The sequence below is a fragment of the Pseudomonas sp. M30-35 genome (genome assembly GCF_002163625.1).
Lineage (GTDB): Bacteria > Pseudomonadota > Gammaproteobacteria > Pseudomonadales > Pseudomonadaceae > Aquipseudomonas.
The window spans coordinates 997,865-1,020,069 of the sequence record NZ_CP020892.1; the positions used below are offsets into that span (position 1 = coordinate 997,865).

General features: G+C 51.1%; 21 protein-coding genes and 1 pseudogene. 18 read left to right on the forward strand and 4 right to left on the reverse strand.

The window, feature by feature from the left end; all coding sequences use genetic code 11:
* Positions 1 to 156 precede the first annotated feature (156 nt).
* From B9K09_RS04675 to B9K09_RS04705, 8 genes are all read left to right on the forward strand, one after another.
* A complete protein-coding gene (locus B9K09_RS04675; RefSeq protein ID WP_087515734.1) occupies positions 157 to 2,142 on the forward strand; it encodes a class I SAM-dependent DNA methyltransferase in 1,986 nt (661 codons plus the stop codon).
* On the forward strand, positions 2,139 to 3,149 hold the full coding sequence (locus tag B9K09_RS04680) for a YhcG family protein (protein WP_087515735.1): 1,011 nt from the start codon (positions 2,139 to 2,141) through the stop codon (positions 3,147 to 3,149). The genes B9K09_RS04675 and B9K09_RS04680 overlap by 4 nt, the downstream gene beginning before the upstream one ends.
* A complete protein-coding gene (locus B9K09_RS04685) occupies positions 3,146 to 4,522 on the forward strand; it encodes a restriction endonuclease subunit S (RefSeq protein ID WP_087515736.1) in 1,377 nt (458 codons plus the stop codon). The genes B9K09_RS04680 and B9K09_RS04685 overlap by 4 nt, the downstream gene beginning before the upstream one ends.
* Positions 4,523 to 4,696 (forward strand): hypothetical protein, encoded by a 174-nt coding sequence (locus B9K09_RS22535; protein ID WP_157699327.1) that lies wholly within the window; start codon positions 4,523 to 4,525, stop codon positions 4,694 to 4,696. It begins immediately after the preceding gene.
* Complete coding sequence (rhuM, locus tag B9K09_RS04690; RefSeq protein WP_218191982.1) at positions 4,693 to 5,703, forward strand: virulence protein RhuM/Fic/DOC family protein; 1,011 nt, start codon at positions 4,693 to 4,695, stop codon at positions 5,701 to 5,703. The genes B9K09_RS22535 and rhuM overlap by 4 nt, the downstream gene beginning before the upstream one ends.
* 44 nt (positions 5,704 to 5,747) lie before the next feature.
* Complete coding sequence (locus B9K09_RS04695) at positions 5,748 to 8,945, forward strand: type I restriction endonuclease subunit R (RefSeq protein WP_087515738.1); 3,198 nt, start codon at positions 5,748 to 5,750, stop codon at positions 8,943 to 8,945.
* A gap of 28 nt (positions 8,946 to 8,973) precedes the next feature.
* Entirely contained in the window at positions 8,974 to 9,885 is a 912-nt protein-coding gene (locus B9K09_RS04700) for a restriction endonuclease (protein ID WP_087515739.1), read from the forward strand.
* A gap of 355 nt (positions 9,886 to 10,240) precedes the next feature.
* Positions 10,241 to 10,936 carry a hypothetical protein gene (locus tag B9K09_RS04705; RefSeq protein WP_087515740.1) on the forward strand — a complete coding sequence of 232 codons (696 nt, stop codon included), beginning with the start codon at positions 10,241 to 10,243 and terminating at the stop codon, positions 10,934 to 10,936.
* 198 nt (positions 10,937 to 11,134) lie between these two features.
* Here B9K09_RS04705 and B9K09_RS04710 read toward each other — a convergent pair.
* The 4 genes and pseudogenes from B9K09_RS04710 to B9K09_RS04730 all read right to left on the reverse strand — a co-directional run.
* A pseudogene (locus tag B9K09_RS04710) lies at positions 11,135 to 11,364 on the reverse strand (integrase arm-type DNA-binding domain-containing protein); the annotation flags it as partial.
* A gap of 694 nt (positions 11,365 to 12,058) precedes the next feature.
* A complete protein-coding gene (locus B9K09_RS04720) occupies positions 12,059 to 14,179 on the reverse strand; it encodes an ATP-binding protein (protein ID WP_256574235.1) in 2,121 nt (706 codons plus the stop codon).
* A gap of 13 nt (positions 14,180 to 14,192) precedes the next feature.
* Positions 14,193 to 14,762, reverse strand: coding sequence for a hypothetical protein (locus B9K09_RS04725; protein ID WP_087515742.1), 570 nt, complete (start codon positions 14,760 to 14,762; stop codon positions 14,193 to 14,195).
* A 58-nt stretch (positions 14,763 to 14,820) separates the two neighbouring features.
* A complete protein-coding gene (locus B9K09_RS04730; RefSeq protein ID WP_256574236.1) occupies positions 14,821 to 15,081 on the reverse strand; it encodes a DNA-binding protein in 261 nt (86 codons plus the stop codon).
* 127 nt (positions 15,082 to 15,208) lie between these two features.
* On the opposite strand from B9K09_RS04730, the gene B9K09_RS04735 reads away from it, so the two are divergent.
* From B9K09_RS04735 to B9K09_RS04790, 10 genes are all read left to right on the forward strand, one after another.
* Positions 15,209 to 15,433, forward strand: a complete 225-nt coding sequence (locus tag B9K09_RS04735; protein WP_177408637.1) for a DNA-binding protein — start codon at positions 15,209 to 15,211, stop codon at positions 15,431 to 15,433.
* A complete protein-coding gene (locus tag B9K09_RS04740) occupies positions 15,430 to 15,594 on the forward strand; it encodes an Arc family DNA-binding protein (RefSeq protein WP_087515744.1) in 165 nt (54 codons plus the stop codon). The genes B9K09_RS04735 and B9K09_RS04740 overlap by 4 nt, the downstream gene beginning before the upstream one ends.
* Before the next feature lie 114 nt (positions 15,595 to 15,708).
* Positions 15,709 to 15,948 (forward strand): DUF5447 family protein, encoded by a 240-nt coding sequence (locus tag B9K09_RS04745; protein WP_371917446.1) that lies wholly within the window; start codon positions 15,709 to 15,711, stop codon positions 15,946 to 15,948.
* A 60-nt stretch (positions 15,949 to 16,008) separates the two neighbouring features.
* Complete coding sequence (locus B9K09_RS04750) at positions 16,009 to 16,335, forward strand: hypothetical protein (protein WP_087515746.1); 327 nt, start codon at positions 16,009 to 16,011, stop codon at positions 16,333 to 16,335.
* Between the two features lie 199 nt (positions 16,336 to 16,534).
* Positions 16,535 to 16,912 (forward strand): hypothetical protein, encoded by a 378-nt coding sequence (locus B9K09_RS04755; RefSeq protein ID WP_087515747.1) that lies wholly within the window; start codon positions 16,535 to 16,537, stop codon positions 16,910 to 16,912.
* 466 nt (positions 16,913 to 17,378) lie between these two features.
* Positions 17,379 to 17,681: a hypothetical protein gene (locus tag B9K09_RS04765; RefSeq protein ID WP_087515748.1), complete on the forward strand. Its 303-nt coding sequence runs from the start codon at positions 17,379 to 17,381 to the stop codon at positions 17,679 to 17,681.
* Between the two features lie 399 nt (positions 17,682 to 18,080).
* The gene (locus B9K09_RS04775) at positions 18,081 to 19,295 is read left to right on the forward strand and encodes a hypothetical protein (RefSeq protein ID WP_087515750.1); all 1,215 of its coding nucleotides are present in this window, start codon (positions 18,081 to 18,083) and stop codon (positions 19,293 to 19,295) included.
* A 2-nt stretch (positions 19,296 to 19,297) separates the two neighbouring features.
* A complete protein-coding gene (locus B9K09_RS04780) occupies positions 19,298 to 19,669 on the forward strand; it encodes a DUF5455 family protein (RefSeq protein ID WP_087515751.1) in 372 nt (123 codons plus the stop codon).
* A 9-nt stretch (positions 19,670 to 19,678) separates the two neighbouring features.
* Positions 19,679 to 20,779 carry a zonular occludens toxin domain-containing protein gene (locus B9K09_RS04785; RefSeq protein WP_087515752.1) on the forward strand — a complete coding sequence of 367 codons (1,101 nt, stop codon included), beginning with the start codon at positions 19,679 to 19,681 and terminating at the stop codon, positions 20,777 to 20,779.
* 9 nt (positions 20,780 to 20,788) lie between these two features.
* The gene (locus B9K09_RS04790) at positions 20,789 to 22,153 is read left to right on the forward strand and encodes a type II secretion system protein GspD (RefSeq protein ID WP_256574238.1); all 1,365 of its coding nucleotides are present in this window, start codon (positions 20,789 to 20,791) and stop codon (positions 22,151 to 22,153) included.
* Positions 22,154 to 22,205 lie beyond the last annotated feature (52 nt).

Consider the following 22,205-nt stretch of genomic DNA (forward strand, 5'->3'; position numbering starts at 1 on the left):
TGGTGCGCGTATTCAAAGTCGCTGCCCCCTTACACGAACGCCTATTCAGTTGCCGAGTTCCTATATAGAGAAGCACACGGCTATATTTTGTGCTGAACCAGATCACGCAGCGGGTTAGACTCGGATTTTTTAGTAGTCTTATCTTGGAGTTACTGCGTGAACACGGAAAATCATTCCCAGACGGCCGCTTTTCTTTGGTCCATTGCCGATCTGCTGCGCGGAGACTTCAAGCAATCCCAGTACGGTCGCATCATTCTGCCGTTCACCTTGCTGCGGCGCATGGAGTGCGTGCTAGCGCCGACCAAGGATGAAGTGATCAAGCAATCCTTCGCTCAAGAAGGCAGGCCAGATCACGTGCGAGAGATGTTGTTGCTGCGCGCAAGCGGTGACTTACAGTTTTTCAACGCATCCAAGCTAACCCTCGGCACCCTGTCGGACACGCAAACAGCGGCAGACTTGAATAAATACGTGCAGTCTTTCAGTAAGGACGCTCGCGAGATATTCGAGCACTTCCACTTTGAAGACTTCGTTCAGCAGTTGGACAACGCCAACCTGTTGTATCAAGTGGTGCAACGCTTTGCCGCCACCGACCTCAGCCCCGAGCGCATCAGCAACTTTGGCATGGGCATCATCTTTGAAGAGCTGATCCGCAAGTTCGCTGAAAGCTCTAATGAGACCGCCGGGGAACACTTCACCCCTCGCGATATCGTCCACCTGACCACCTCGCTGGTGATCACCGATCAAGACCACAAGCTCGCGCCCAACAACATCGTCACCATCTACGACCCAACCGCAGGCACGGGCGGCTTTCTGTCCGAGGGCGATGAGTACATTCAGTCTATTAGCGACAACGTGACTGTGTCGCTGCACGGCCAGGAGCTCAACCCCGAGTCTTACGCTATCTGTAAGGCCGACATGCTGATCAAGGGGCAAAAGGTCGAGAGAATCAAACTCGGCAACACGCTGTCCAATGATCAGTTGGTCGGCTCCGAGCATCACTTCGACTTTATGCTCAGCAACCCACCGTTTGGCGTTGAGTGGAAGAAGGTACAAAAGCAGATTACTGACGAGCACAATCACAAAGGCTACGATGGCCGCTTTGGCCCCGGCTTGCCGCGGGTGTCCGACGGCTCACTGCTGTTCCTCCTGCATTTGGTCAGCAAAATGCGTAAAGCGCACGACGGTGGCTCGCGTATTGGCATCATCCTTAACGGTTCGCCGCTATTCACCGGTGGCGCAGGCTCGGGCGAGTCGGAAATTCGTCGTTACCTGCTGCAAAACGATCTGGTCGAAGCCATAGTCGCGCTGCCCACCGATATGTTCTACAACACCGGCATCGCCACCTATGTATGGATTCTCTCCAACCACAAATCGGCTGTGCGCAAGGGCAAGGTGCAGTTGATCGACGGTAGCCAGCACTTCGCCAAAATGCGCAAGTCACTGGGCAGCAAGCGCCAGTACATCACCGAAGCGCAAATCAACGACCTCGTGCGCCTGTACGGTAATTTCGAGGAAACAGCACAGAGTAAAATATTCCCGATCTCGGCTTTCGGTTACCGGCGCATCACCGTCGAACGTCCGCTGCGCTTGAACTTCCAGCCCAGCGCTGAACGTATAGAGCGAGTGCTGGAAGAGAAGGCCATTCAGAAACTCGACAGCACAGTGCAACACCAGCTGGTCAACGCCCTGCAATCTATGGATGCCAACGTGCTGCACCGCAACCGCGAGCAGTTCAGCAAATTGCTGAAAAAGGCGCTTGCTGACCACCACGTCTCCGTTAGTGCGCCAGAGCTTAAAGCCCTGCTCAACGCCTTGAGTGAGCGCGACCCTGAGGCCGATATCTGCAAGACCAAGGGCCAGCCGGAAGCTGATACCGGCCTGCGTGATAACGAGAACGTGCCGCTGGGCGAGTCAGTGTTTGATTACTTTCAGCGTGAAGTTATCCCGCATGTGCCGGATGCCTGGATTGACGAAAGTAAAACCGATTCGCTGGACGGCGAGGTTGGCATTATCGGTTTTGAGATTCCGTTCAATCGCCACTTCTATGTGTTCCAGCCACCGCGCCCGCTGGAAGAGATCGACCGCGACCTCAAAGCCTGCACTGATCGCATCAAGCAGATGATCGAAGGCTTATCAGCATGAGTGCGCCAACCGCCACTGACGAGCGCTTTGATGAAGTGCTTGCGCTGATTTATACCGCCAAGCAACAAGCCGCGCAGGCGGTTAATACTCGGCTTATCGAGTTGTACTGGCAGGTAGGCGCTTACATTAGCCACAAATTGGAGCAAGCAGAGTGGGGCGATGCCGTGGTCAGCCAGTTGGCGGATCACCTTGCGCGAACCCAACCGGGCTTGCGTGGTTTTACCCGGTCAAATTTATTTCGCATGCGCCAGTTCTATGAGATCTACCGAGATGAGGAAAAAGTCGCACCACTGGCGCGACAATTGTCTTGGTCACACAACCTGATCATCTTCAGCCAGAGCAAGCTTCCAGATGAGCGCGAGTTCTATTTGCGTATGGCCGTGCAGGAAAAATGGTCAAAACGCGAGCTGGAGCGCCAGTTCAAAGCCGCTTTGTTTGAGCGTAGCGTCAGCCAACCGGCAAAAGTCTCAGCAGTGCTGAGGCAATCTCACCCTGCTGCGCTGGAAGTGTTCCGCGATACCTATATGGTTGAGTTTCTTGACTTGCCCAGTGGCCATGTCGAGGCTGATTTGCACCAAGGCTTGCTGGCGCGGCTCAAGGAATTTTTGATCGAGTTGGGCCGCGACTTCTGTTTTGTGGGCTCTCAATACCCGTTGCAAGTAGGCGGTCGTGATTTTGCTCTGGACCTGCTGTTTTTCCATCGCGGCCTCAATTGCCTTGTCGCTATCGAACTCAAAGTCGGGCGCTTCGAGCCGGAATACCTCGGCAAGCTCGACTTCTACTTGGAAGCGCTGGACCGCGACGCCCGCAAACCCCACGAAAACCCGGCCATTGGCGTGCTGCTCTGCGCCAGTAAAGACGATGAAGTGGTCGAGTACGCGCTGAATCGTTCGCTGTCGCCAGCACTGATTGCTGAGTACCAAACTCATTTGCCGGATAAGCAACTGCTGCAAGCCAAGCTGCATGAGTTCTACGCCCTGAATACCGCGCAAGGAGAAGAGCAATGAGCGGATTTAAGCCGTATCCGGCGTATAAGGATTCTGGGGTGGAGTGGTTGGGGGAAGTGCCGGAGGGGTGGACGGTAATTGCCTTAAAGTGGCTTTCTCCAGTGTTCAGAGGTGCGTCTCCGAGGCCTATTGATGACCCGGTTTATTTTGATGATGACGGTGAATTTGGCTGGGTCAGAATCGCGGATGTAACTGCATCCCCTGATGGATATTTATACGAAACTACTCAGAAGCTTTCCGCTCTTGGATCTTCTTTAAGTGTAAAGCTTGAGCCGGGCGAACTGTTCTTGAGTATCGCGGGGTCTGTTGGTAAGCCATGTATTACTGCTATTAAGGCCTGCATTCATGATGGGTTCGTTTACTTCCCATGGTTATCTATTGACCAACGCCTTTTGTATAGGGTCTTCGAGTCTGGCCTTTGCTTTGGCGGGCTGGGGAAAATGGGTACTCAGCTCAACTTAAATACCGACACTGTTGGTGGAATTTGTATCGCTGTCCCCCCTGCGGCTGAGTTGAGTAGGGCGCTCGCATTCCTCGACCACGAAACTGCCCGCATCGATGCACTGATCGAAGAGCAGCAGCGCCTGATCGAACTGCTCAAGGAAAAGCGCCAAGCCGTTATCTCCCACGCCGTCACCAAAGGCCTCGACCCGACGGTACCGATGAAAGACTCTGGTGTGGAGTGGCTGGGCGAAGTGCCGGCGCATTGGGTTGTTGGTCCGCTGCGTTGGTATGCAACCATTCAGGGAGGCATCGCCAAAGGTAAAGATTACGAGGGTCGCGAGACCGTTTCGCTACCTTATCTACGTGTTGCCAATGTGCAGAGCGGTTTCGTTGACCTCACCGAGGTCAAAGAAATCTCTGTGCTCGAATCTGAAATTGGGCGATATAGCCTACGTTCAGGTGATGTACTGATGAATGAAGGCGGAGATAACGACAAGCTAGGACGTGGAACTGTATGGCAAGGGCAGATAGAACCTTGCCTTCACCAAAATCACGTATTTGCTATTCGCCCGAATGATTTGCTCTCAGCAGAATGGTTGACCGCGTTTACGCAGTGCGATCAAGCACGCAGTTACTTTTTCTTGAACTCCAAGCAGAGCACTAACTTGGCCTCCATATCAGCAAGCAATGTCATGAGTCTTGCTTTACCAATTCCTTCAGTTGCTGAGCAAAAAGAGATTCTTTCAAGGTTGAATCAAAGCCGCGTAGCTCACGAAGAGCTGGTTAATCTAGCTACTTCAACCGTCGAATTTCTCAAAGAACGTCGCTCCGCCCTAATTTCCGCCGCCGTCACCGGCAAAATCGACGTACGCGGCTGGCAGCCACCGGCCAAAGCTCAAGCCCCCGAACTCGAACAAGAGGCCGTGTAAATGGCGGACAGCAAGGAAGCACAGTTCCAGCAAGACATCATCGATGCACTATCGGCCCAAGGCTGGCTAGTCGGCACCGCCAGCGCTTACGACCGGCGCACGGCGCTGTATACCGAAGACTTTCTCGGCTACTTCAAAGAAGCTTGGCCGGAGCGCTGGGGGCCGTTGTTATGAAGCAACCCATGGGCCAGCAGCAGATTCAGCTTTTCACCTCAGCCGACGGCCAGGCACAGCTGCATGTTGCGCTGGAGCATGACACGGTTTGGTTGAGTCAGGCGCAAATGGGCCAGTTGTTCGACACCACGCCCGAAAACGTACTCATGCACCTGAAAAATATCTTCAAGGATGAGGAATTGGCCGAACAGGCAACCACTAAGGATTTCTTAGTGGTTCGCCAGGAAGGTGCCAGGCAGGTACGTCGGCGCATCAAGCATTACAGCCTCGATGCCATTATTTCAGTGGGTTACCGCGTGAGCTCCAAGCGCGCTACCCAGTTCCGCCAGTGGGCCACCGGGGTGTTGAAAGCGCATTTAGTCGATGGCTACAGCCTCAACCAGCGCCGTCTGGCGGAGCGCGGTATCGAGTTTGAACAGGCAGTGAGTCTGCTGTCGCGCACACTGGCCAATCAACAACTGGTCAATGCCCAAGGCCAAGCCGTGGTGCAGGTGATCAGTGACTATGCCCGCAGTTGGAGCTTGTTGCAGGGCTATGATGAGCAAAGTCTGGAGCAACAGAGTACGGCCCAGACCAACATGCGTGCCCTGGCGTTGGAGGATGTGCTGGCGGCAATCGCACAACTGAAGGCCACGTTGATAGCCAAGGGCGAAGCGACCGAGCTGTTCGGCCAATTGCGTGGAGAGGGGCTGGCTTCGGCCATTGCTACCATCGAGCAAGGGTTTGCCGATGAATGGTTTTATCCTAACGTGGCCAGCCGGGCAGCGCACCTGTTGTATTTCGTGATCAAGAATCACCCACTGGCCGATGGCAACAAGCGCAGTGGTTCGTTTCTGTTTCTCTGGTATTTGCAGTTGAACCAACACCTGTTGGCGAGGCCCGTGGCGCAATTGATCAACGACAACACGCTGGTGGCTCTGGCCTTGTTGTTGGCCGAGAGTCTGCCTGAGCAGAAGGAATTAATGGTGCGACTGATTGAACACTTTGTGCTGCTAAAACCGCTGTAAAAACAACTAAAACTAACAAACTGCCGAGCAAGGAGCAGAGCGTTATGGCGGATAGCCGGGAAATACAGTTCCAGCAGGACATCATCGATGCACTATCGGCCCAAGGTTGGCTAGTCGGCACCGCCAGCGCTTACGACCGGCACACGGCGCTGTATACCGAAGACTTTCTCGGCTACTTCAAAGAAGCTTGGCCGGAGCGCTGGGATAAGTTCGCCAAAGCCAATCCGAACGATCCGGAAGGCGTGCTGGTGCAAAAACTGGTACGCGAGCTGGAGCAGAGCGGCACGCTCGATGTGCTGCGCCACGGCTTTAAGCTCCCGGCGGTCAAGGTTGAGCTGTGCAGTTTTAAGCCAGACCACGGTATGAACCCGGACACGCTCAAACGCTATCAATGCAACCGCCTTCGTGTGGTACCTGAGGTGTCTTATTCACCCCATGCGCGGGACAAGGCCAGCGGGGGGCAGAGTTATAACCCTCGGTTGGATCTGGTGCTGTTCGTCAATGGTATCCCCACCGCGACGCTGGAGTTGAAAAGCGAGTTCAAGCAATCGGTAGAAAACGCCAAGCGCCAATACCGCGACGACCGTCCGGTAAAAGACCCGCTTACGCGCAAGCCAGAACCGTTGCTGACCTTCAAGCGCGGCGCGTTGGTGCATTTTGCGGTTGGCCAGAATGAAGTGGCGATGACCACCAAACTGGCAGGTAAAGATACTTTCTTCCTGCCCTTTAACCTAGGCAGCGAAGAGGGCGGCGCGGGCAATCCGATGCCAGCCGACGACAGCCAATATGCCACCAGTTATTTGTGGCAACGGCTGTTTCAACCCGATGCGTGGCTCAAGGTGCTGGGGCGCTTCTTGCACCTAGAGAAGAAAACCAGCGAGGCCTTTGACGGCACACAAGTCACTAAAGAAACCATGATCTTCCCGCGTTATCACCAGTGGGAAGTGGTCAATAAACTGATCGACACCACTCGCACTGAAGGGCCGGGCAAGCGTTACTTGATTCAACACAGCGCCGGCTCGGGCAAGTCAAATTCCATCGCGTGGTCTGCTCATCAGCTTTCTTCGCTGTATGACGATGCCGGGCAGCGGCTGTTCAACTCGGTGATCGTGGTAACCGACCGCACAGTACTCGACAGCCAACTGCAGAAAACCATCTACCAGTTCGAACATGCCCAAGGCGTGGTCAAACCAATCACCCGTGATGTCGGCAATCAGAGTAAATCTGAACAGCTTGCTGAGGCCTTGGCCGAACAGACGCGCATTATCATCGTTACCATCCAGACCTTCCCGGCACTGTTCGATGCGCTGGATAAATACCCCAAACTCGCCAGTGGCCGTTACGCGGTTATCGCTGATGAGGCGCACTCGTCACAAACCGGCTCATCGGCCAGCAAGTTGAAAAGCATCCTCGGCAGTGACGTGTTGGAAGGCGAGGAAATCAGCGCCGAAGAGCTACTAGACGCCGCGGTGCAAGCGCGCCAACCGAATGAGCGAATCAGTTACTACGCCTTTACTGCAACGCCTAAAGCCAAGACGCTGGAGCTGTTCGGCCGCCCGGCTGATCCATCTATCCCTGCCAGCTCAAGCAACAAACCAGAGGCGTTTCACCTGTATTCCATGCGTCAGGCCATCGAAGAAGGTTTTATCCTTGATGTGCTGCGCAACTACACCACTTACAGCACCGCTTGGAAGATCGCCCACCCGGATGGCGAAGACGATGAGGTCGACAGCAAGAAAGCGCGCATGAAGCTGGCGCGTTGGGTGCGGCTGCATCCGTACAACATCAACCAGAAAGTTGAAGTCATCGTGGAGCATTTCCGCGCCAATATCCGCCACCTGTTGAACGGCCAAGCCAAGGCCATGGTGGTGACCAGCAGCCGACAGGAAGCGGTGCGTTACCAGTTGGCGATGAAGGCATATGTGCAGCAAATGGGTTATGGCGATGTGCACCCGCTGGTGGCGTTCTCCGGCAGTGTGTTGCCAGATGAGGTGATCCCCGAGGAAGTAACAGAAAACAGCAGCCTGCTCAACGCTGGCCTGAATGGCCGAGACTTGGCTGCTGCGTTCGACACGCAAGACTTCAATGTGATGATCGCAGCCAATAAATACCAGACCGGGTTTGATCAGCCCAAACTGTGCGCCATGTATGTGGATAAGAAACTGCAAGGTGTGGACTGCGTGCAAACGCTGTCACGGCTGAACCGCACCTTCCCGGCCAAAGAAACCTTCATCCTCGACTTCTTCAACGAACCGCAAGACATTCTCGACGCCTTCTTGCCGTATTACACCAAGGCCGAGCTGAACGATGTGACTGATCCGCAGATCATCTATGACCTGCAGAAAACCCTGGATGCCGAGGGCATCTATTACTGGACCGAAGTCGAGGCATTCGCCTTGGCCTTCTTTGACCCTAAAGCAACGGCCAGCAAACTCAGTTACTACTGCGCACCTGCCAAAGAGCGCTTTGCCAAGCGTTATGCGTTTAGCCAAGAGGCCCGCCAACACGCGCTGGACTTCAAGCGCACCGCAGAAGCTAACGGCGACAGCGCAGGCCTTAAAAAAGCCGAACACGCACTGAAAGAAGCAGGCGAGCAGGTTGATCAACTCGATCTGTTCCGCAAAAACCTGCAAAGCTTTGTGCGCCTGTACGAGTTCCTCTCGCAGATCGTGCCGTATGAAGATCCAGAGTTGGAGCAACTTTGTGTATACGCCAAGCACCTGTATCCGCTGCTGCGTATTGATCGCCTGCAAGAAGACGATGTGGATGTGGGCGAGCTGCAATTAACTCACTATCGCCTGAGCAAGCGCGCCGAACATCAACTGCGCCTCAGCGAAGACCCCGGCGAGTACGGCCTTGACCCGGCCACAGCGGTCGGCAGCGGCAAAGCGCATGACCCGGAGAAGAAACGCCTCTCGGAAATCATCGATGCGCTGAACGATATTTTTGGTGCCGAGGTCAGTGATGACGATCAGTTGCAGTTTCTCACTGGCATCGCCCAGCGCATTAGCCGGCAAGAGGATGTAATGGCTCAGGTAAACAGCCACTCGGTCGAGCAGGTAATGCATGGCTTGTTCCCTAAACGGGTGGTGGACACCGTGCTGGATGCGATGACCGACAACGAAAAGATGTCGCTAGAGGTGCTGGACAATGAAACCAAGAGCCGGGCATTTGCGTTGGCGATTTTGAAGTTGATTAAGTCGGCATCTGGTTTTGATACAAATTTACAGCGCGACGCGTGACTGCTAGCCATACGGATAGGGAATAAAGATGGCGATTCCGGATTTTCAAAGTGTAATGCGCCCCGTACTTGCAACTGTGCAGAGCGGGGCGCCTCTGCCGCTTAACGAGTTGCGAGAACGTGTGGCTGATCAGTTCCAGCTGACTGACGAAGAGCGCAAGGAGCGCCTGCCTTCCGGGCAGCAGACGGTGATGAATAACCGTGTCGGTTGGGCGCGTACTTACCTGAATAAAGCAGGTCTGCTGACGATACCAAGCAAGGGCATGGTGCAGATCACCGCGCGAGGGCTGGACGCTTTAGCCAATGGCCCCGAGCGCATTACTGTAAGCTGGTTGAAGCAGTTTCCTGAGTTCGCGGATTTTCATACCGCTAAACCCCAGGCAGCTGATGTACCGCCGATGGTTGAGCTTGATAGCGCTGAGACCACACCAGACGAGCAGTTGGCCGAGGCGCATCAGGCGCTGTTGCAGTCGCTGGTTGACGAGTTGTTGGTTCAGGTTCGAGCCGCGACACCGAGTTTCTTTGAGCAGTTGGTGGTCGATTTAATGATCGCCATGGGCTATGGCGGCTCCCGCAAGGAAGCTGGTAAAGCAACTCAGGCAACCAACGACGATGGGATCGACGGGATCATCAAGGAAGATAAGCTTGGCCTCGACGTAATTTATCTGCAGGCCAAGCGCTGGACTAACACGGTGCATCGCCCGGAAATCGACAAATTTATTGGCGCGTTAACCCGCCAACGCGCGCGCAAGGGCGTGTTTATCACCACCTCTGATTTTTCCCAAGGCGCCCGTGATGCTGCTCTGAGTTTAGATATCAAAGTGGTCTTGGTTGATGGTGTGGAGCTGGCGAGCTTGATGGTAGAAAACAATCTTGGGGTGAGCGTTAAGCAGGTCTACCAAGTGAAGCAGATCGACAGTGATTACTTTGCTGGGGAGTAATTGTAGTGGTCAACTAATCCCGGACGCGGTTTTAAGTAGTTCTTCTGCGGTTGCCGGAGCCATCCCATCGTTAAATTGATGAGGACTGATTACCTTACGAACGATGTCAATGAATGGGCGGTCGAGACTATGAACAATCCTAAATACCCATTGGAACTGTTTTTGTGTGTGGTTACTGTGAGTCTGGAAACCATGAAAATTGTAGAAGCTTTGCCTCCGCTAGATATTTAAATTAGATTCGCCTCTTAAACGGCTCGTTTTCTTGCCAGAGGAAACGAGCCAGTTGGTTCGGCGTCATTCAGAAGGCGCTTACAGAGCATGGCTTTATGGTGTTAATAAATCATGGAGGAAGAAAATGCCTCAGCCAGTTGAGAGAACAATTCAGGTATTGGAAGAGCTAAGCCGCTGTGAGCCGCGAAAAATACAGCGAACGAGTTTAGAAAGAAAGGCGCAATGGGTAGCTAATTGGTGCCTTGCCTGTTCTTTCGTTTTTCTTATTATTAGCGGAGGATTTGTCTTTTTTTATGATGTTAGGCCTCCTTCTGTATATGCAAAGATATTTGTATTGCTGATGAGCTCTACCTCAATGCTGTTGGCTATTATTACATTGATTGCGCCAATGGTAGCCTCTTTGTTACTTGCTTTTCGGTGGAAAAAATTAGCATTTGAAGGGTTGTGTGATGATATTCGTCATGAGCAGGCGATGGCTGATCGCTTAGCTAGTTATGAGGCTGCCGCTCTCAAAGATGCGCATTTTTGGTTGAGCCGAAAAGTTAGGCGTATAAGTGAGCGGACGGGGCGTTTTTTTGGCGAGAAGACTGCCGCAATAGGTTTATTGGCTACTGTGTATTCATTTACTGCTGAGTTTGGTGGTTTCGAATGGGTTTCCCGAACTATGAGTGCAGGTCTTCAAGCTGGTAACGTAGGCAATACTATATTGTTAGGTGTAGGTGCGTTCTTGTTTGGCATGTCTATTGGATCTATCCTGATGGGGTATGTTGCCTCCCGTTATCGGTATCAGATTGAAATAATTGAGTTGGTTGATAGGTAGCGTTGAAATGAAGCTGCTTTGTCAGCTGATAATGCCGTGCCTGTCGTTTAGTGATTTTTGAGAGTTTTATATTTCGTGCGCATGCTAAGTGCTATTTCTTATAATTTATAATCAGCGTTTTTGGGCATATCTTTGCTATTTCATAGTCAGGGTTATAGGTTGCGAGATTGTGAGCTGCAATCGTTAAGCCAGCTGCAACTCCACTGTGATTTTCCTTGCTTGGGCTAGAGACGGCTCAGGGTATGCATCAAGGCCCATATTGATGCGTTTCTTGGTTACAGGGTGGTAGTAGTTAAAATTCCATAGCTTAGAGCCATTAGTTCTCACTCGCATTTGAAGGCCGTCGCCATCAACCAGAACGCAATCCTTCTCTAAAGGCTTGGCGGTTCTGATCTTGAGTTCAGAAAGGCAGTAGCTTGAGCGCACATTGGTATTCCAAAAATTAGCACTTGAAGGCTTGGAATGCCATCTGGAATACCAAAGGACATAGATCTTGCTGGACGCTCGCGGACACTAATGGCGCTGAAAGCCCCGTATTTACTGGATTTCAGGCACAAAAAAGGACGTCCGCGGACGCCCTTAGATGTATATTTGGTGGAGCCGGGGGGATTTGAACCCGTTTTCAGCGCTGTCCGTTGCTGACCTATTTTAGTCAAAGCCAGTCATTCTCTGGCATTCGCTTTTATCCAGTTGGTCAACGCTGTGCATCATTGGCATTTGATTTCGACACTTTTTCGACACCTTTCTTTCTTTGCCCAATGGTTGACCTGTAGTGTCATTATGATGTTATCTGTCTAAGCTGATCATGTTAGTCCTTACCAGCAATCCAGTTCTTGAGGGAAATGTTATGCCAATTTATGTTGCCCCAGGTGTAGAGGTTGGCCGCAACGGAGGGTCTTTCCAAGAAGTCTCTATGAATACACAGACTCATACAGTAATTACACGGTATGGTCGATACTGCACTATTCGAGACTACGAAAAAGCACCGCCAACCAGCAAGCCTAACCGTCACTGGTTTCAGATTTATAGAACGCCTGATAATACTGAATAGTATTGGTGCATAAAAAAATGAATGCGCTCTTTTTGTTTGGAGCGCATTTTAAATAATAACTTGTCTTGAAGCTATGTAGCTAACGTCTCGGTCTGCGCTTGTAAGTTGTTGAGTAGGATGTTTTTATTAAGCTTATCAAGTTCTAATGATTCTCTTTCGATTTTTAAATTATCAAGAAAGTGATTGTTTCTTAATTCAAAATCATCGAGTATTGTGTACCAGTTTTTAACATATCTTTTCATTCTTGGATCGTCAGAAACTAGCCCCATTTCACCTTTTAGTATGTGGTTGTTTATCCTGCTTTCTATCTCTGAATCTTGGTCAGATATTTTTCTTCCCACAAGGATTAACTCAACATGCATATGCCCGCTTGAGAATTCAGGGAATTTCTTTATTAAGGCAGCATAATCATCTAGCTGTCTAAGATGCTTGATGTTTAAGGAAATGCTTGGCCTTTTTATTTCTATAATAACGCAGCGATAATATTTTCTCCCGGAGGAGTCTATTGAAGGTATCTTTCTTGCTAAGAATAAGTCAGGCTGCCGTTGTGAGATTATAACCCCATCTCTTTCTTCTTCATCTAGGTCGTCTTCGTTGATGGTTTCGATGCCTCTGACTGTGTCACGTATTCCTTTTGATAGCTTTGTAAAGGACGCTTCTTCTGCACCTAGGGTTTCGTAGGCTGGACCAAATAGCCATGTATTATTTTCAATTACGCTTTGAAGATCAGGGGTTTCAAGAATCTCAAGATAATGTTTGTTCATTATCTCTCTAAGTTGGTGGACTGCAACTTGTCTTTTGTAAAGTATCTCAATGGTTGATATTACATTTTCAAGTTTAATTGACTTTATTTGGCGAGCAAGTTTTTCTGTTGAATCTTGATCGAGGTCTAAGGTACTTTCCAAAATATCAAGCAGCGCGTCGTTCTCATTTGATATGAGCAGTCGATCTAATAACCTAATAAGTATTTTCTTTTGTTTCTTTTGTAGTGTGTTGAATACAGATGGGTCGGCTAGATATATAGATTTTACTGTGCTTTTTACCTTGGTACTTCTCCATTTGGCTTCATGGGTGTCTAACTTGGAGTAGTCAGGGAATATGCCATCTTTTTCGAACTTATCAATCTGAATGTCAGCGAATTTTTTTAAGAAATCATCATAAATATCTTGTGTTATGGCGTTGAGGTCTTTCTGTAAGCTTCTCCAGGTTTTGCAGTTAGGGTTGAAGCTGCTTGAAAGAAATGTATCGTTGTTTTCTTCGAACTCATTAGCCCATTCTGAAATTATATAAATGCTTGTGTAAAAATTGGGCTTGTTGTTTAAGCTGCTGAGTTCTTTGTGAACATTTGACCCTACGCTGGTCATTAAGTATGTATATGATTTTTCCGAGCTAGGCTTCTCAGTCCAGCGAATAACCTTTATTACAAAATCCTGTCCTTCCGTACTGATTTTTTTTTCAGTAATTTCGTGTGCGGGAATCTCAATTGGTTTTCCGTTGAGTAAAAGGCTTTTGTCTTTGTTAAGGGCTAAGTACCACCCGAACTCAATAGACATTAAATTCGCAAGCTCTGGCTCAGCGGGTAAATTTTTTGTAAAGTTAAAAAGTTCAACACAGGTTCCTTGGCACTCTGATGATAGCAGGGCGTGTTGATCTTCTTTTGCTATGCCTTGAATGTTGTAATTTGCCAGGTTGGCAGAATTAATTGTTATGACAGCATCGCCATCATTTTTGTTCCGCGTGTGCCAACGGGCTTCATTACAAAGTACGTGAAATGCTAACCGGCCTCTTCCATGCGACCCATGCTGGCTGGCTCTTCCGAGCTTGGATGATTCATTAAACTTCCCGAAATTATTATCTGCGTATAGAAACTCTATGCCTGTGCCATTGTCCAGCACAGAGATTTGTTCTGGTCCGCCAGCCTCATTCGAGGCGTAATTAACTTTTACTGATGATGAATTAGCGTCAAACCCATTCCAAGCAAGTTCAAATATTGGTTGCCAAGGATCAGTTTTTTTAAAGTGTTTCTTAATGCCGAGTCCTGTAATATTTGTAGAGGCAGAAAGCTTGTAGTTAGACATTTTCTTTCTTGATCCTTTTTGCGCTAATTCAATTGGAGTTTCTAGCTTTTGAGGTTGGTCATAAGTTTTTATTTTTAATATATATTGCCCATTGCTAAGAATGGCAGCTTTCAAAAGGTGACTGTTTTCAATCTCGGTGGCTTAACCCAACTCTTGCTCTGCAATTCCTGCCTTCAATGCTGCCTGCTTTGTGTGGCCAGCAAGCCCTGTCTTTCATGCTCGGCTTTTGCTCAACAATTGTGATTTTCGTCTTCTCTGGGGGCTTTGGGGCTTCTATCGGTATTTTGGGGTCTTCGAATTTCAAAACGTTATCCGCGCCGCGTCGTACGTAATTTCGGTCGTTGAAGGAAACTTGTTTAACCTGGGCGGATTTTGACTCGTTTTGAGACGGTGGGGTGAAGGTCACTGTTTCTCGGGCGCGATCACGTTTTGCCTGTTGTTCCACGACCCGATCCCAGTTTTTGGAATCGCTGCTTACGCTTCTGCTACGCTGCTTCTCATAGTCTGGCGTAGGTCTTACGTAGTTTGGGTTCGTGAAGTTCTTTGCCAAGTCGCCCATGCGGGCTGAGTCGGTAAAGGCAAGTCCTCCTAGCGTCACGCAGGTTCCGATCACACCGGCTATGATCAGTCCTTTTGTGTTTCCCCTACGTGCCCTTGTCCGTATGTAGTCTGGGGCATCGTTCCAATCAGCCTTCATTTCTTGCTCTCCCTTGTCCCTCGGGCATACCAACGTTTAGCTAATTCTTGTGTTATCGCTATCCCGCGTTTTGACTGGTCAAGTTTCGGTTGGCCTCGTCGTACTCTGGGCTTGTCTGACCTTTATCTGGCATGACTTCACCAGTCATGAGCCACCACCGATAGTTCGGGTATAGCTTCCCAAGCTGGTCAATTTCTTCTGCGCTAATTCTGGCTCGCCCTCTCTTAATGCTCTGCCACCTCACGTATTCCTTGCTGTTTACCTCGGCAAGGTCTTTGAGGCTGGTTGCATCAAGCAATTTAAGAACTCTATCAAGCATTGATTCGCTCATTACCAAAAACAATCGTATGGACTATTGCCATAATCCGGTTATTTATGGATACTGTCCATATGGATTTATTCCATATTGATAGTCCAACAATGACCAACATAGTGCAGGAAAGATCATGGATGTGGAAGGAACTGACCTCTCTTTGAAAGACCTTATTTCTCCGCCGCCGCTTATGCCTTGGCGCCAGTTTGCAAATTGGATTCGTATGGCTGATGACCATCCCACTGTTTGGGGCTGGATTCGCAACGGTTATCTGCCTTCTCGCAAAGTAGGTAAGCACATGATGGTCAATGTGTCGTTGCTTGCTAAACAGCTTCTCGATGAAGAGTTCACCGAGTGAGCAGGGCAGATCAGCAATTCAAGCTGCGGCTACCCGCTGCCTTGCGTGCTCAAGTTGAACAAGCCGCAAAGGCATCACGCCGCTCTATAAATGCAGAGTTAATCATTCGCCTAGAAGCCAGCTTCGTACAGGTCAAAGAAAGTCAGGAGGACGCCCAGTGATCTACATGACCCACGGACGACTAGGGGAGGGCATGAGCTATGACGCTCAACCGCTACCTGCATCAGCCTCACGCCGAGGACTGCGCCTGCTCTGTATGTTGGACTTTGGCCGAAATGGCAAAGCCCGCTCTTTACCAGTCCACACCCTGCAACGATTGCAAACCCCATGGGCTGCCGTATCTCGTCAATGGCCGTTGGTACTGCCAGACGGCTTACAAATGCGCGAAACACACGCCCAGCAAACGACCTCCGAAGTATTGGAGCGTTATTCACGACTCGGGCAAGCCGGTGCCTTACGTCCCGCTGTGGGGTGTCACCAATGACTTTTTTGGGAGCGGGCATAACGTGGACTGAGCTAGCGATAGTCAGTACCTGCGTCACGATCAACCTCAGCATTGTTTGGGCGATTTTCCGATGATCACTTTACAAATCATTTTGGCGGTCATGTTTTGCGTTGCTGCCTTCGAGATCTGTCGCAGTGAGATTGCTAAATCAAAGTCAGCCTTTCGCACGGCTCGCTATCTAGTCGCACTGTTATGGCACTGGTCGATTCCCTTTGTACTGGGCTGTCTTGCCGCTTCGGTGGTTTCGCTTATGGGCATTCAGCAAGGGCTTATGCAGGTAACCGATGTGCTGGATGAGGCCATTCAACAAGCCGTACAAGCCTGCGGGGTAGCCGATCAACCGCCTGACAGTAGATCGCCGTCTGAGTCCGGGACAGCTTCACCGTCGCGGGCTTAGGGGGCGAAACGGGATAACAAGGGCCGGGCCCTTGGTTTTAAACAGGCAACACAACTCACGAATTTAGCGACTTAACAGAAACGCCGCTTCGAACTGAAAACCACCCACCGGAAAAACTGAAAGTTAACCGGTGCGGGAAAACTCAGCCCGAAGAAAGGCAAAACCGCGCAATCAAGCGCAATTCAAAGAGGTGGTAAACATGGCTCGTTCAACTATGGAAGTAGCATTTCTCGGCACTCAACGTTTCGACGGTGAGAACGGCCAGAAGTACATCAAGGTTTTCTACGGTGATGAACCAGACGGCAAAACCGAGCACGGCTTGTCGATCATCGGTATGGCTGCTGACGACGATGTCGCTGATGAAATCTTTCACGCTGGCTCCAAGTTCGAACCCCTGCAGCTTGTGCGCATCACCTTCGATGTCGCTCGCGGTGGCCAGAACAAGGGCAAAAATCTAGCCCTGCACATCGAAGAAGTAGAACGCCCAGGCACTCGCAACGCACCAACCCCGTCCACCACTGGCGCGACCAAAGCATCAGATTCGGCCAAACCATCCGACCCGACGAAAGCCAGCTAATCGGAGGGCATGACCGTGCTCAAAGGTGATCGCGTTATCTGTGACCTCTGCCAGAGCGATATGGGCCAGTTACACAACTTGCCTAGTGATTTCGTCGACTCGGCACCTGATATGCGCGTTCCACCTCACTACGCGGTCTGCCCGGTTTGTTTCGAGTACTCGGTTCCTCTGGAACCCGAACAAGACACTCAACCGCTTTAGGGGCTTCGGGATATGGACGCATACCTGCTGAACATCACTCTCGGCGACCTTTGGGCGCTCCAATTCATACAAGGCGTCGTGATGGTCATGGCCCTTGGACTGATCCACGGACACCAGAGGTAACGACTATGGCTTTCACTTGGGGGCAATACCTCGTTATCGCTGGGTTCTTGGTAGGTGCCCTAGGTATTGGCGTCGCTTGGGGCAACTTCCGGCTCGGCTGGAAAGAAATGATAGACGCATCAACCAACTGAGGTAATTCAACATGGAAAAAACACAACTGGCCGTCTCTATCGGCCAAGCCAACAACAGCAACGGGACCAGTGTCGGTAAAGCACTGGGCGGCAAAAAGGCGCTCGCCATGCTCACCGTTGTTTCCGCTTCGCTTACTGCTGCATCCGCTAACGCAGCCATTGATGTTCCGGCTGAACTGCTAGCCATCTTCACCGATCTGGCAATTGCTTTCGGCACGCTCATGGCAGCCGGTGCGGTGCTGTTCGGTGTGATTCGCGGCGGCATTGCACTGTTCAAAATCGCTGGTCGTGTATTCAGCGCTGCAGGCGCTTAACCCTAACCCGGAGGCTGATAGATGCGTACGGCTATTGGCCTTCGATTACTGCTTGCTCTCACCCTTATGGGGTGGGGGCAATTTGCGTTTGCTGAGGATTATTCATGGGGTAATCCAAACGTTTCGCAAGTTCCACGCACAAGCTCACCTCAAGAGTGGTGTGAAGCTTATCGAGTTTGGCGAGCTACAAGCGCTTACCCTTCATTTGCGCTTAGCCGATTTACGGTTACAGCGACTAAAAAAAGCGCTACTAGTTACAACTGTGTTGTTTACCTTGATGGGGGGTATAACACTCAAGTCAGTGTGAGCCGGAACGGGGATACGTGCCAACCGGGCTATTCGTTAGACCCGGCTACAGATGCGTGTCACCAGCCTAAAGACTGCATCAACAACCATAACGTGACCCTTGAAGCCATTTGCACGCTGGACACCTCTGGCGCCACATCCGAGGTCGCGTGTCCTGACAAGGTGTATTACGACGGTTGCTCGTTTCGTCGTGATACCTCCAAAGATTCAACCAAGTGCTATTGGGATCTGACTTCCCCGGAAAAAACTTACCGCTGCAATGTCGATTACTTGGGCGGCTACGGCTCTGTTCCACCTTCACCTGATCCTGATGCCATCGTGTGTAATGGCGAGGGTGTGTGCAAAGACCCTGCAGGCAACGAAACGGGTATCAACCCTTGGGATTCAGATACGCCATCGGCCAACTGCTATATGTCCGATGGCCGGGAAATTTGCCGAGACCCTAAAGATAACGAATGCATCAAGGTCGGCGCCTCTGGTTCCTGCTTAGCCAATGACATGAACTGCTATTACTCAGGGCTTACCCTGCAGTGTGTCGAGGGCGACAAACCACAACGCAACTGCACCTATTTCAACGGTGCTTATAAATGCTTCGACCCAAAAGACCCGTCCAAAGAGATTCCGGCAGATTCACCGGATCATCCCGACAACGGCGGCAACGCTGACGGCAATGAAAACAATGATCCAAAAGACCCTTCCGCTCCCGGTGATGATGGTTCGGGTGAACCGGATAAACAGGGCAAAGATGACCTTGCTACCAACAAATCAGTAAAGGACGTCGAAGACGCCGTTAGCAGCCTGGAAGCCGCTGTTAAAGATGGTTTAGCTGAAACCAACAACCTGCTTGAAGAAATCAAAGACGGGCTGGTTACCGATGAATACGACAACTCAGGCGATGGCAACGATGCCGATGCAAAAGCCGCCGGGGATGCTGTCGGTGTCGAGTTGGCCAACGCTATTGAGACCGAAACCGCCTCCATTCTCGAAGAGCGCGATGCTGACGCTCAATCGTACCTAGATAGTCTGCCAAAGGATGTCGAAGACTGGTTTGGTGCTGATGGCTCAAAGGTCGGTTTAACCGATGTCATTGATACGATTATTCCATCCGCTACCGGGTGTTCTGACTACACCGTCAGTCTCAAATTCAAAACCTACTCCGCCAATCTTGTGATTCCAGTTTGCCAACTCACGCGGGTTAAACCGCTGCTTGAGTGGGTCATCTGGTGCATCACCTTTATTGGCCTCTGGAAAATCCTCTATTCATCACTTCGCCAAGACGACGTTAAAGCGTCGAAGGGAGGCTTCTAATCATGCCTTGGCTTATTGGGTTCTTTAGTCGTTTCTTTCTTCGGTTCTTCGCCGGTGCGGGCAAATTCCTGTTGGGGCTTCTCGCGCCGCTGATCACGCCGGTGATGCAGTTCATTGCTTCTTTCTTCAAAAAGCTGGGCATTCTCGCCCTGATCGTGGCGGCCATCTATACCGCTATCACTGTGCTTTCCGGTGGTATCTCGCAACTAATCAGCACCCTTACGGGCGGCTTTCCAAGTGACTTGCTTGTCTTCGGTCGCATGTTTTTGCCCGACAACCTCTCGTTCTGCATAGCGGTACTGGTCACGGCTCGGGTCAAGTCGCTGATCTTCTATTGGGTTTCCAAGCTCTCCGAAAAACTCATTCACACCTAGGGACTCGCCATGGCCGTTTATATCGTCACCGGCAAGCTCGGTGCGGGCAAAACATTGCTGTGTATTTTGAAGATTCTCGACTATCTCAAAGCCGGTCGCCGGGTGGCTGTGAACGTCGATGTGAAAATGGACAAGCTCTGCAGACCCGGTAACAAGCACTCACGCCTTGTTCGCCTGCCTGACCTGCCATCAGCCGAAGACTTAACCGGCCTCGGCTTTGGCTTAGAAAAATACGATGAAGAAATGTTCGGCGGGATCTTTCTCGATGAAGCCGGTGTTTGGCTCAACTCGCGGGACTGGAACTCGAACGGGCGTACCGACTTACTCAAGTTCTTTCTGTTCCTGCGTAAACGCCGTTGGGATCTGTGGCTGTGCGTTCAAAACGTCAACGTCATTGATAAACAGATCCGTGAATCGATCGCTGAACACGTCGTTTACATCAACCGTTGGGACAAGCTGAAAGTGCCTTTCTTTCTGCGTTTGCCGGGGCGGCTTCTCACGCTCGGGATCTGGAAAGGCAACCTGCCAAAGATGCATCAGGCCATCGTCAAATACGGCCCCAAATTCAACTCGCCCAAGGTCGATGACTGGTTCTATCAGGGCAAAGAGTTTTACAGCTTTTACGACACCACGCAGGAATACAACAAGGACTACGAAAAAGGCTCGTACTCCATGTTGCCGCCCGGTTACTGGCGTCGCCACCTGCCGACTTCCCCTCGCAACATGGGGTTCTTTATGCGCACTACAAAAATCTTCTTCCGCCGTACTCGTACGCTCAACGCATTGTTTCTCGGAGGCGTCATTGCGCTATGTATTGCTGTTCCCGTTTTTGCTGCTGTGGCTCTGGTTAGCTATCCGTCTGTACAAGCACCTGATGCTTTGCAAACACTCCGAACGCCCGATGCATCCAAGCTGGGCGATCAATTCGGGTCGTTACGTATTGCTACTTATGGTCGTTTATCTGGCCGGGTTCTCTACGTTTTTGTGGATGAATCAGGCACCCGGATAACAACAGAAGACCTAATCGCCAAAAACATCACCGTCAAAGACCGCGGCCCAAGGGAAGCGCTGTTGGTGCGTGATGACGACTTTCTCTCTGTTTACCGCTGAGTAACCGCCATGATTACTGAACGTAAAAGGATGGCCGCTAGCGCTTTCCTGTCTTCTCTGAGCATGGCGACCGTACTCGCCATCAATCCCAGTCAGTGTCAGGCAGAAGAACGCGTCGAGCTATACGACGCCACACTGCAGGACTTTGTTGAATGGTCTGCTGTACAGCTGAAAAAGTCGGTCGTGGTGGGTTCTGATATCCGTTCTGCGCCTGTGTCGATCTTTGCCACTTACACCGGCAACAAAGAACTCGAAGCACTGCTTGAAAACGCCGTGCAATCGTCCGGCTTTTACTTTTCATCAACGCCCACGACCATTCGGATTAGCTCGCAACAGATCCCGGAATCGCCCGACCTGATTACCGAAGTTATTCAGCTGCAGAACCTGCAGGCTGATTTTGCAGTGCAATCGATTCGCGATGTACTTGCCTCACGCCGCGACACTGAAAGCCAAAACGGCAATCAGGTCATGGTCACACCATCACCCACCACGAACGCCATCATCGTCACCGCCACCAAACCCCAGCTTGAGGCTATACGCGGGGTCATTAAAGAGATCGATCAACCACGCAGGCAAGTTGAAATTACTGCAGTAATCGCCGAGCTGTCTGATGATGACTTTACAGCGCTCGGACTAAACATTGGCGGTTCAACTGATCATGTGGATTTGGCCGGGGCATCACTGCGGCCTAGTGATCGGTCTGATTTAGGGTTTAGCCTGACCTTTACCGGCCCGACCATTTCAGCCTTCCTGCAGGCCATCAAAACCAGCGGCAACAGTCGGCTACTTTCAACACCGCAATTGCTCACCCTCAACCGCGAATCCGCTTCCATCGTTGTTGGCCAGAACGTCCCGTTTATTACTGGGCAAACCACCAGCGGTTCCACGCCGGCATCAGATCCGTTTCAAACCATCGTCCGCCAAGATGTGGGCGTGTCCCTTGAGGTTACACCGTTTATAACCCCGTCCAACTCCATCGAGCTGCAGGTTAACCAGTCGGCCTCTAGTGTTTCGGATGATAAGACCGCTGCAGACATCATCACCAACACCAGAAGGGTGTTAACGCGGGTGCAATTGAAAGATGGGCAAGGGGTGTTGTTGGGTGGTCTCAGGTCGCAGCAAGAAGACACCTCAACCGCCGCCATCCCGATCCTGTCGGATATTCCCTATCTAGGTCGGCTCTTTCGGTCTGAGTCCAAGCGCACCCGCACTACCAACCTTGTCGTCCTGCTCACGGCCCGTATTCACGATATGCGCGATTCTGTGCTTGTGCCTAACGACATGAAGCCTTTCGTTGATCTTTCGCTCTGGCAGCTCGGCAGCGGTTCGGGCGCAGCCCGTGACACTGCCGAGCGCGCCAAGAGCGCCCGGTGACGTCCCTGTAACACGTCATATAAATCAGAAAAGAAGTGGCCAATAGTGGTCA